The organism is Microvirgula curvata, assembly GCF_054781615.1.
On record NZ_BAAGUB010000029.1, the window covers coordinates 137,128 to 145,924 of the forward strand.

An 8,797-nucleotide genomic window follows, 5' to 3' on the forward strand; every position below is an offset into this window, starting at 1 on the left:
ATCAAAACGACGGCGGATTATGGACCGGGTCGCGGCTTTTTTCATCTGCCATGAGCCCGGAAGCGAAATGCCGCCCCGTGGGGCGGCATCAGACTGCTCATCAAGGTGGGCGCCGGCAGTTGCAGAGGCGCCGGTGCCGACGCTGTCGTGAGCAGGGCGGAGACTCAGTCCTTCTTGAACTGGTCGTGGCAAGCCTTACAGGTCTGGCCTGCGGCGCCGAAGGCCGGCTTCACGTCGGCCAGCGTGGTGGCGGTGGCGGCAACCTTGGCCAGTTCGGCAATCTTGGCCTGATGGCTGTCGGCCTGCTTCTTGAACTCGGCCGGCTTGGTCCAGATTTCCGCACGGGCTTCGGTCTTGCCCTTGTCGCTGCCGGCCGGGAAGTACTGCCACGGCTGGCTCGACAGGGTTTCCATATTGGCGGCGTACTTGGCGAACTCGTCCTTGTTCCAGGCGGTCTTGCCCTTGACCATGTCGCCCATGGCGCCGAACGACTTCTTGTATTCCTTGAACACGTGCTTGCGCGCCTGGATCGGGTCCTTGGCGGGGGCGGCGGTGGCTGCGTGGGCGGTCAGGCTGAGGCCAGCCAGCAGAATGGCGGCAAGCGTAAGCGGCTTGTTCATGTGAGGAGCTCCTGGAAGCGTGAAAAAAAGAGTGTCCGGGCTATTTAGCGGGTGGGGAGTTAACGCTGACTTAAATCCATGCGCCCGCCATGGGAATGAGCGCGGTCACGCGCATTCCGCATGGGGCGGGAGCGGCTCAGTACGGCATCGGCTTGTTGTCGTTCAGGAACAGGAAGCCCTTGACCACCCGGTAGATGTACCAGATCCAGGCCACGCCGCCGATGACCAGGCCAAGGCCGAACCAGAAAGTCAGCCCGGCCAGCACGCCCCACAGTACGGAAAACCAGAATGTGCGCATCTGCCAGCGGAAGTGGCTCTCGTACAGGGTGCCGGCGACATCCTCGCGCTTGATGTAATTGACGACGATGGCAACGATGGCGGTGACGCCGATAAACAGCGACAACCCGTACAGGCCGTAGACGACCAGGGTCAGCGTGCGCAGCGAGTCGTCACCCGGGCGGTGAATCTGCAAGTCGGTCATGGAGAACTCCGGGATGCCATGAAAAATGAAACCCTACCACAGCCCCGGGATTGCCGATGGTGATGTTATAAAGTAACATTCGTCCGGTTTTCACTTTCCCTGCTGCTGGAGTTGTCGTGCCGCATCCCGATTTTCTGCTGGCTGCCGACCGCCATTGCGTCGCCCACGGTGCCCGCCTGACCGATACCCGGCGCCGCGTGCTGGAACTGGCGCTGGCACGCGAAGGCGTGGTCAAGGCCTACGATCTGCTGGCGGACCTGCAGACCGAACGCGGCCAGGTCGCGCCGCCGACGGTCTACCGTGCGCTGGAGTTTCTGGTCGACCAGGGCCTGCTGCACCGGGTCGAGGCCCTGAACGGTTACATCGTCTGCCATCACTTCGACTGCCCGCACGAGAGCCTGCTGCTGGTGTGCGAGGCCTGTGGTGGGGTCACGGAGCTGGATGGCAGTCCGGCGCTGGTTGCACTGCGCGCAGCGGCCTCGGAGGCCGGTTTTGCCCCGCGTCGCGATGACGTGATGCTGTCCGGTCGTTGCCGGGAGTGCCGCGCATGAACCCGACCCGTACCCCGGTCAACCTGATTACCGGCTTTCTCGGTACCGGCAAGACCAGCACCATCCTGAAACTGCTTGAACAGAAGCCGGTCGACGAAATCTGGGGCGTGATCGTCAACGAGTTCGGCGACATCGGCATCGATGGCGCCGTGCTCGGCGATCGCGACGGCATGGACGTGCGCGAAATCGCTGGCGGCTGCCTGTGCTGCGTGACCGGCCCGCAGCTGACGACGACCGTGGTCAGGCTGATCCGCGAACGGCGGCCGGCCCGGCTGCTGATCGAGGCCAGCGGACTGGCCCATGCATCCAATCTGGTCGACGACCTGCGCCGTGCGCCGCTGGGCGACGCACTGGACGTGCAGGCAACGCTGACCCTGGTCGATCCGCGCCAGTTCGTTGTACTCAACTATCGCAACCACCCGATCTACGGTGACCAGGTCGCCTGCGCTGACGTGCTGGTCGCCACCAAGTGCGATCTGGCCGATGACGGGGTGATGACCCGCTTCCGTGCCCAGACCGCCGATCTGTTCCCGCCGAAGACCGCCGTGGTTCAGGCTGACCATGGCGCCATCGACCTGTCGCTGCTCGATCTGCCGGCCCGGCCGGCCGGCCGCTATCGCGTCAGACGCGATACGCCGGACAGCGGCTTCGTCACCAGCGGCGTGACCTGGCCGGCCGACGTCGTGTTCGATGCCGACCGGCTGTGCGCAGTCTTCGACCGCATCACCGGACAGGTACCCGGCCTGGTGCGCGCCAAGGCGGTGATGAACCTCGGCCGCGACTATGCGTGGTTCAACTGGGTCGAGGGCGTCTGGGGCGCGCAGACCGTCGCCTGGCGCCGCGAAAGCCGCTTTGAACTGATCGCGCCGCAGGATGCGCCCGACACCCTGACCGATGCGCTGGCGGCCTGCATCATCGCCGCCTGATCCCTGTTGCCATTACGGAAAACGAATCCGAATCCATGAACTTGTCCCGTCTTTTTCCCGTGAGCCTGCTGGCCGCCTCGGTCTGGCACCGGCTCGCGCTGGCCGCCGTCGCCGCCGTCCTGCTGTGGCTCGCCGTCGGCTGGGCGCTGGAGTCCGCATGACCATCGCGCTCAAGAATGTTACCGTCTCCTACCGGCGCCGCCCGGCCATCCATCACGTGTCGGCCGAGTTCGCCAGCCACCATGCCACGGCGATCTTCGGCCCGAATGGCGCCGGCAAGTCGACCATCCTCAAGACCCTGATGGGGTTTCTGAAACCCGATACCGGTCACGTCGAACTGGACGGACTGCGGCGTGCGCAGATCGCCTACATGCCGCAGGCGGCGCAGATCGACCGCACGCTGCCGGTCACGGTGCTGGACACCGTACTGACCGGTGCCTGGTGCACCACCGGTGCTTTTGGCGGCGTCGGCCGCGCCGGCCTGCAGCGCGCGGCGCAGGCGCTGGCCGACGTCGGCCTGCACGGCTTCGAGCGGCGCAGCATCGGCGAGCTGTCCGGCGGCCAGTTCCAGCGCGTGCTGTTCGCCCGCATCCTGATGCAGGACGCACCGCTGATCCTGCTCGACGAGCCGTTTGCCTCGGTCGACGCCAAGACCACCTTCGACCTGCTGGCCTTTGTGCGGCGCTGGGAAGCGGAAGGGCGCACCGTCATTGCCGTGCTGCACGACTACGAGCAGGTACGCGCCTATTTCGACACCACGCTGCTGCTGGCGCGCGAAGTCATCGCCTTCGGTCCGACCGAAACCGTGCTGACCGAAGCCAATCTGGCGCGTGCCAACCATATCGCCACCCACTGGCAGGCTCATCCGCCGGTGTGCGTGGTGCCGGAACAGGAGGCCGCATGACCGTCACCGGCCTGTTGTTGTCACCTTTCATCGAATTCGGCTTCATGCGCCGGGCGCTGGTGGGCTGCTTTGCCCTTGCGCTGGGCTGCGGCCCGATCGGTCTGTTCCTGGTCATGCGCCGCATGAGCCTGATGGGCGATGCCATGAGCCATGCCGTGCTGCCCGGGGCGGCGGTGGGCTTTATCCTGGCCGGGCTGAGCCTGCCGGCGATGTCGATCGGCGGCTTTGCCGCCGGCGTGCTGGTGGTCATCGCCGCCGGCGTGGTGACCCGCTACACCACGATCAAGGAGGATGCGAGCCTGGCCGCGTTCTACCTGATGTCGCTCGGCCTTGGCGTGCTGCTGGTATCGCACTTCGGCAGCAATATCGACCTGATCCACATCCTGTTCGGCAGTGTGCTGGCGGTCGACGACGGTGCGCTGCTGCTGGTGACCGCCATCGCCACGCTGTCGATGTTCGGCCTGGCGGTCATCTACCGGCCGCTGCTGCTGGACAGCTTCGATCCGATGTTCCTGCAGTCAGTAGGTGCACGCAGCAATGTGTACTACCTGCTGTTCATGGTCCTGGTGGTGCTGAATCTGGTCGCCGGCTTCCAGGCGCTGGGTACGCTGATGGCGGTCGGCCTGATGATGATTCCGGCAGTGACCGCGCGGCTGTGGGCCAATTCCATCGGCCGCATGCTGGCAGTGGCAGTCGGCGTCGCCATGCTGGCCGGCTACGTCGGGCTGCTGGCGTCCTATCATCTGGACCTGCCGTCCGGGCCGGCCATCGTGCTGTCGGCCGGGCTTATCTATCTGCTGTCGCTGTTTGTCGCGCCGCAGGGCGGCGTGCTGCCGCGCTTCATCCGCGGTCGCCATCTGAGCGGCTGACCCCCTTTCCCTTTCTGCCTTAATTCGACCCTGACTCCGTCCTTCGGGATGGCGTCCGGGTCCGTGCAACCTCATGGAGTCGGAATCATGCAAAAAAAGCTTATTTTCGCCCTGCTGGCGACGCTGCCGATGCTGGCCCACGCGGCGCAGAAACTGCCAGTGGTCGCGAGTTTCAGCATCCTCGGCGACGTCGTGCAGCAGATCGGCGGCGACCGGGTCGAGGTCAGGACCCTGGTCGGTCCGGACCAGGACGCCCATGTATTCCAGCCGCGTCCGCAGGACGTGAAGACGCTTGCGGCTGCCCGCCTGTTCGTCGTCAACGGGCTCGGCTTCGAGGGCTGGATGCCGCGCATGAGCAAGGCGACCGGCTACAAGGGCACCACCCTGGTAGCCAGTGAGGGCATCAAGCCGCTGAAGAGCGAGGAAGAAGAGAAAGATCATGATCACGCCGGCCACGACCACGGCAACTTCGACCCGCATGTCTGGAACAACCCGCAGAACGTGCGGGTGTGGACGCGCAATATTGCCGCCTCGCTGAGCAAGCTCGACCCGGAAGGGCGCGACTACTATGCGCAGCGCGCTGCCGCCTACGACAAGCAACTGGCCGACCTCGACCGCTGGGCCGCGCAGACCTTCGGCCAGCTGCCGGTGGCCAAGCGCAAGGTCATTACCGGCCATGATGCGTTCGGCTATCTGGCACGCCGTTACCAGATCACCTTCCATGCGCCGCAGGGGCTGTCGACCGAATCGGAAGCCTCGGCGAAGCAGGTGGCCGGGCTGATCCGCCAGATCAAGGCCTCCGGCATCAAGGCGGTGTTCGTCGAGAACATTTCCGACCGGCGTCTGGTCGACCAGATTGCGCGCGAAAGCGGTGCCAGCGTCGATGGCAAGCTGTACTCGGACGCCCTGTCGCGTGACGCCGCTGCCCGCAGCTATACCAGCCTGTTCCGCCACAATGTCGAACAGCTGTCCGCCGGGATGAAAAAGAACTGAACCGGCGTTTCTCCTCCGTGCAGACAGCCCGCCGGCCCCCTGGCGGGCTGTGTCGCGTCAGGGATGGAAATGCACCCGCTCATCGAATCCGGGCTGGTCGCTGGCGGCGCGCGCCTCGACCTCCAGCGCGTTGTGCCGGTAGCCGTGGCGCAGGGTCTGCCATGCATAGCGCAGCAGAAAGCCGGCCAGGCCGTAGCGGTGGTATTGCAGCACATGGCAGGCTTCGTGCCGGCGCCAGCGCACGTCATCCAGGAACGCCTGTGCCGGCACCCCCCACAGCAGCAGGCGACGGCCAATCACCATCGCCGCCGCCCGGCCGCCCAGCACCCGGGCGGCGAGACGGGCGAGGAGGGCGTTTTCGATGATGCGGCAGTCGATCGGGCGGGACATGGACGGGCAGAAGGGCGGCAACAAGGTTGTCAGTATCGCATCCACACCGGACAATGCCGACTCCGGTCAAGCTGTCCTGCGGAGTCACTGCACATGAATCGATCCGTTTTCCGTCCGGCCCTCGCCGCCCCGCTGTTGCTGGCACTGTCGCTGACCGCCTGCGTGGCTCCCGGTCCCACCGGCAAGAGTGGCGACGGCTGGTCGCTGCCGACCTTCGGCGGGCTGGGACACAATGAAGAAGACCAGTTGCTGGCCGAAGCCAATGCCCTGGCCGGGCAGGTCGGCAATGGCCAGCTGACCCGGCTGCAGGCCGCTGACCGGCTCGACCAGAAGCGCCTGGCGCTGGTGGGTCACAATGCCATCGACGATGCGCTGTTCAAGGCCTATCGCGATCAGACCGTGCTGCTGCAGCGCGGCCAGATTGCCCAGGCCGACCTGCGCACGCGACTGGTCAGGGAAATTGACCGCGCCCGCCGCAACTGGAATGCCATGCCCTTGCCGCAGCGGCCCAATGCCGCCTTTACCCGTTTCCTGATAAGGATCTATGACCAAGCACCGCTCTGAACCCCGCTTCGACCCCGAGTCGCCTTGCCCGTGTGGCCACCCGGCCGCACTGGTCGAATGCTGCTGGCCGCGCCTGGCCGGCCGGCTGCCCGCACCGACCGCCGAAGCGCTGATGCGCTCGCGCTATACCGCCTATGTGCTGGAGCACGCCGAGTACCTGCTGCTGAGCTGGCACCCGGATACCCGTCCGGATGCGCTGGACTTTGATGAACCGCTGAAGTGGACCGGATTGCAGATCGAGTCCACCGAGGCCGGTGGCGAAAACGACAGCGAAGGTACCGTGACCTACGTTGCCCGCTACAAGCTGGGCGGGCGGGCGCGCAAGATCCGCGAAAAAAGCCGCTTCACCCGCGTCGACGGGCGCTGGGTCTATGTCGATGGGGATATCGACGACTGACGTCGCTCAGGCGCGTGGCCGCTGGCCATCATCTTCCACCCCGACCCGGCTGGCCGCCTGATAGGCGCTGACCGCCCGGATGCGCTGGGCATGGATCGGCTCGGCCGCACGCGCGGCCGGCTGCAGCGGGGCCGAGGCCATCACCCCGTACAGGCCGCTGGTCAGCGTGTCCTCCAGCTGGCGCGCAGCGGTCGAGATGGTCACGCTGGTTGCGGTCGTCTCTGCAATCCGTTCGGCGGCGGCGGCCTTGATCGTGCCGGTCAGGGCGTCGCTGCGATCAGCCTGCCGCAGCTTGCCCGTCACTTCAGCCTGATTCAGTGCCTCGGCCACCGAGCGGGCACTGTCCTGATTGGCCACCAGATTGCTGCGCACCGTATTGATGTACGAGGCGGCCTGGGTGGCGCGAAGCATGTCTGTCGTGCTCATCGTGTCGTCTCCTGTTCTCTCTGGCCACTGCCACTGCTGGCAGTGTTGCGATCACCGGCTTCATATTGTCCGAGTCTGTTTCGAGCCAATAGTTCATTACGGGCAAGCGCCGTATTGTCATTCTTTCATATACGTTCTGGTATGTATATATAAAAATGCCTTCCTGCCTGGCAGGAGAGTCGCGTGGAAATGGAGCGGGTCACATTGCCTTACGAGGAAAAGTAGAGGTGGGGATGCTTCAGATACACGGCCGGGCGGATGGCACTGGAGATGAAACTGTTGGCAATGGTGGTCCGCAGCGCCTTGAAACCGGCCTGGGGCTGGAAGACTGACAGGCTGGATCCGGGAGCAACATTCTGTCCCAGGGGCTGTGCGGCGACCCGATAGTGATAGCCGGTCACCTGCCGTTGCAGCGTGTTGGCAAGGCGCTGTGCCTGTGCCCCCATTTTTCCGCCCACTGCACTGTAGCAGGACACCAGACGTATTTTCTGCCCGGGCAAAAGCGGAATATTTTGCAACTGCCTGCCCAGTGTGCCACCCGAAATCAGTCTGGTACTCAAGGTCGTACCTGGTGCGCCGTGTGCGTTGACTGCCGCGACCAAGGGGTCGGTGAGGTCCACGGTCATATCGCCAAGCAAGTAGATCTTTCCGCTTGCCGATACCGACCATGTGAGTCTGGAGCTGGAATAGGCAGCCAGAATGCGCGGGGTGCCGAGACCAAGCAGCGTGGCGCCGATACCCAGTCCCAGCGAGACCCATCCCAGAATGCGTGAGGTTTCGGGGTCCGACTTTTCCAGGAGCGCAGAGGCGATGGCGGTTGATCCGGCCGCCAGTCCCAGCAGCGTGCCCGTTGCGACGAGACACAGGGCCAGGCCAGTCGTCAATGGTGCGGCAAAGCAGACGGTGAGCAGGGTGAGCACGATGCCAAGAGCGCCCAGAATGACCCCCACCGTGCTGTTGCTGGCGAGTGGCTTTCTGCTGTACGGGGAGGGCATCATGTAGTGCCAGAACGGGATGAATTGCATATACAGCTGAATTTCCGGTGCGTAGCTGTATGTCCCGTCCTTCGGCAGGTACAACTGACTGCGCGGGCCAATCCAGTCAATGCGCTCGCCATGCATGCCGATCTTTGGCCGGGTATCGCCACTCCCCGCCGGCGCCTGCAGGCCGTCGCTGTCCGGTTCGGGCTCAGGATCCGGCTCCGGCTCAGGCTCCGGTTCGCTCTCCCCCTGATAACTGTCGTTCTCGTCCTGCCCGACCACATACCACGGGCACGGCCGCTGCAGCCGGTAGTTGCCGTCGCCACGCTGGGTCAGCACCGGCTTCAATGTCGCATCCCGGTACTGCTGCGCAAACGGCAGCGGCGGTGCCTCGCGTGCCGGCCGGCTGCGGTCCACGCAGTAGCCCGGATACTGCAGCAGCGCCAGTCCGCCCGCGCTGCACTCGTCTCCCGCCGCCACCTGCCAGCGCACCGTCAGTGGTCCGCTGACCGCTTCCCCGCTTTCGTCGTAGACAAAGTCGCCGTTTTCGCTCAGCCGGTAGCCGTCTCCCGGTTCGACCAGCTGCACCGTCCGCCACGCCCGGTCGTGCCCGTCCCGGTAATCCATCCGCTGCCGGATCTGCCGCGCCGGATCCGTGCTCACCCGGTCGGCGCTCAGTACCAGCCGGTGCGCCGG

General features: G+C 65.2%; 12 protein-coding genes and 1 pseudogene. 8 read left to right on the forward strand and 5 right to left on the reverse strand.

Annotated elements, in window-relative coordinates:
• Positions 1 to 164 precede the first annotated feature (164 nt).
• Positions 165 to 620 carry a c-type cytochrome gene (locus ACYVG8_RS13050; RefSeq protein ID WP_028499330.1) on the reverse strand — a complete coding sequence of 152 codons (456 nt, stop codon included), beginning with the start codon at positions 618 to 620 and terminating at the stop codon, positions 165 to 167.
• A gap of 136 nt (positions 621 to 756) precedes the next feature.
• Positions 757 to 1,101: a DUF4870 family protein gene (locus ACYVG8_RS13055; RefSeq protein WP_051528871.1), complete on the reverse strand. Its 345-nt coding sequence runs from the start codon at positions 1,099 to 1,101 to the stop codon at positions 757 to 759.
• 116 nt (positions 1,102 to 1,217) lie between these two features.
• Here ACYVG8_RS13055 and ACYVG8_RS13060 point away from each other — a divergent pair, with 116 nt between their 5' ends.
• From ACYVG8_RS13060 to ACYVG8_RS13085, 6 genes are all read left to right on the forward strand, one after another.
• Complete coding sequence (locus ACYVG8_RS13060) at positions 1,218 to 1,652, forward strand: transcriptional repressor (RefSeq protein WP_028499328.1); 435 nt, start codon at positions 1,218 to 1,220, stop codon at positions 1,650 to 1,652.
• Entirely contained in the window at positions 1,649 to 2,578 is a 930-nt protein-coding gene (locus ACYVG8_RS13065; protein ID WP_028499327.1) for a CobW family GTP-binding protein, read from the forward strand. Before ACYVG8_RS13060 ends, ACYVG8_RS13065 begins: the two co-directional genes overlap by 4 nt.
• 35 nt (positions 2,579 to 2,613) lie before the next feature.
• Positions 2,614 to 2,739, forward strand: coding sequence for a hypothetical protein (locus tag ACYVG8_RS13070; RefSeq protein ID WP_255420231.1), 126 nt, complete (start codon positions 2,614 to 2,616; stop codon positions 2,737 to 2,739).
• Positions 2,736 to 3,482 (forward strand): metal ABC transporter ATP-binding protein, encoded by a 747-nt coding sequence (locus ACYVG8_RS13075; protein WP_028499326.1) that lies wholly within the window; start codon positions 2,736 to 2,738, stop codon positions 3,480 to 3,482. Before ACYVG8_RS13070 ends, ACYVG8_RS13075 begins: the two co-directional genes overlap by 4 nt.
• Positions 3,479 to 4,351, forward strand: coding sequence for a metal ABC transporter permease (locus ACYVG8_RS13080; RefSeq protein ID WP_028499325.1), 873 nt, complete (start codon positions 3,479 to 3,481; stop codon positions 4,349 to 4,351). Before ACYVG8_RS13075 ends, ACYVG8_RS13080 begins: the two co-directional genes overlap by 4 nt.
• An 87-nt stretch (positions 4,352 to 4,438) precedes the next feature.
• The gene (locus ACYVG8_RS13085) at positions 4,439 to 5,344 is read left to right on the forward strand and encodes a metal ABC transporter substrate-binding protein (protein ID WP_028499324.1); all 906 of its coding nucleotides are present in this window, start codon (positions 4,439 to 4,441) and stop codon (positions 5,342 to 5,344) included.
• A 57-nt stretch (positions 5,345 to 5,401) separates the two neighbouring features.
• On the opposite strand, the gene ACYVG8_RS13090 is transcribed toward ACYVG8_RS13085, so the two are convergent.
• On the reverse strand, positions 5,402 to 5,734 hold the full coding sequence (locus ACYVG8_RS13090) for a hypothetical protein (protein ID WP_051528870.1): 333 nt from the start codon (positions 5,732 to 5,734) through the stop codon (positions 5,402 to 5,404).
• Between the two features lie 93 nt (positions 5,735 to 5,827).
• Between ACYVG8_RS13090 and ACYVG8_RS13095 the strand changes: the two genes are divergently transcribed.
• Together ACYVG8_RS13095 and ACYVG8_RS13100 are read left to right on the forward strand one after the other, a co-directional pair.
• On the forward strand, positions 5,828 to 6,298 hold the full coding sequence (locus tag ACYVG8_RS13095) for a hypothetical protein (protein ID WP_051528869.1): 471 nt from the start codon (positions 5,828 to 5,830) through the stop codon (positions 6,296 to 6,298).
• A complete protein-coding gene (locus ACYVG8_RS13100) occupies positions 6,279 to 6,695 on the forward strand; it encodes a YchJ family protein (RefSeq protein ID WP_460746004.1) in 417 nt (138 codons plus the stop codon). The genes ACYVG8_RS13095 and ACYVG8_RS13100 overlap by 20 nt, the downstream gene beginning before the upstream one ends.
• 6 nt (positions 6,696 to 6,701) lie before the next feature.
• Here ACYVG8_RS13100 and ACYVG8_RS13105 read toward each other — a convergent pair whose 3' ends face one another.
• Positions 6,702 to 7,121, reverse strand: coding sequence for a hypothetical protein (locus ACYVG8_RS13105; RefSeq protein WP_112692702.1), 420 nt, complete (start codon positions 7,119 to 7,121; stop codon positions 6,702 to 6,704).
• A 209-nt stretch (positions 7,122 to 7,330) separates the two neighbouring features.
• Positions 7,331 to 8,797, reverse strand: a pseudogene (locus tag ACYVG8_RS13110) (hypothetical protein); the annotation flags it as partial.

Coding starts and splice junctions, on each gene's coding strand:
- ACYVG8_RS13085 (WP_028499324.1), top strand. CDS start 4,439: ATGCAAAAAAAGCTTATTTTCGCCCTGCTGGCGACGCTGCCGATGCTG.
- ACYVG8_RS13075 (WP_028499326.1), top strand. CDS start 2,736: ATGACCATCGCGCTCAAGAATGTTACCGTCTCCTACCGGCGCCGCCCG.
- ACYVG8_RS13055 (WP_051528871.1), bottom strand. CDS start 1,101: ATGACCGACTTGCAGATTCACCGCCCGGGTGACGACTCGCTGCGCACG.
- ACYVG8_RS13105 (WP_112692702.1), bottom strand. CDS start 7,121: ATGAGCACGACAGACATGCTTCGCGCCACCCAGGCCGCCTCGTACATC.
- ACYVG8_RS13080 (WP_028499325.1), top strand. CDS start 3,479: ATGACCGTCACCGGCCTGTTGTTGTCACCTTTCATCGAATTCGGCTTC.
- ACYVG8_RS13065 (WP_028499327.1), top strand. CDS start 1,649: ATGAACCCGACCCGTACCCCGGTCAACCTGATTACCGGCTTTCTCGGT.
- ACYVG8_RS13070 (WP_255420231.1), top strand. CDS start 2,614: ATGAACTTGTCCCGTCTTTTTCCCGTGAGCCTGCTGGCCGCCTCGGTC.
- ACYVG8_RS13100 (WP_460746004.1), top strand. CDS start 6,279: ATGACCAAGCACCGCTCTGAACCCCGCTTCGACCCCGAGTCGCCTTGC.
- ACYVG8_RS13050 (WP_028499330.1), bottom strand. CDS start 620: ATGAACAAGCCGCTTACGCTTGCCGCCATTCTGCTGGCTGGCCTCAGC.
- ACYVG8_RS13090 (WP_051528870.1), bottom strand. CDS start 5,734: ATGTCCCGCCCGATCGACTGCCGCATCATCGAAAACGCCCTCCTCGCC.
- ACYVG8_RS13095 (WP_051528869.1), top strand. CDS start 5,828: ATGAATCGATCCGTTTTCCGTCCGGCCCTCGCCGCCCCGCTGTTGCTG.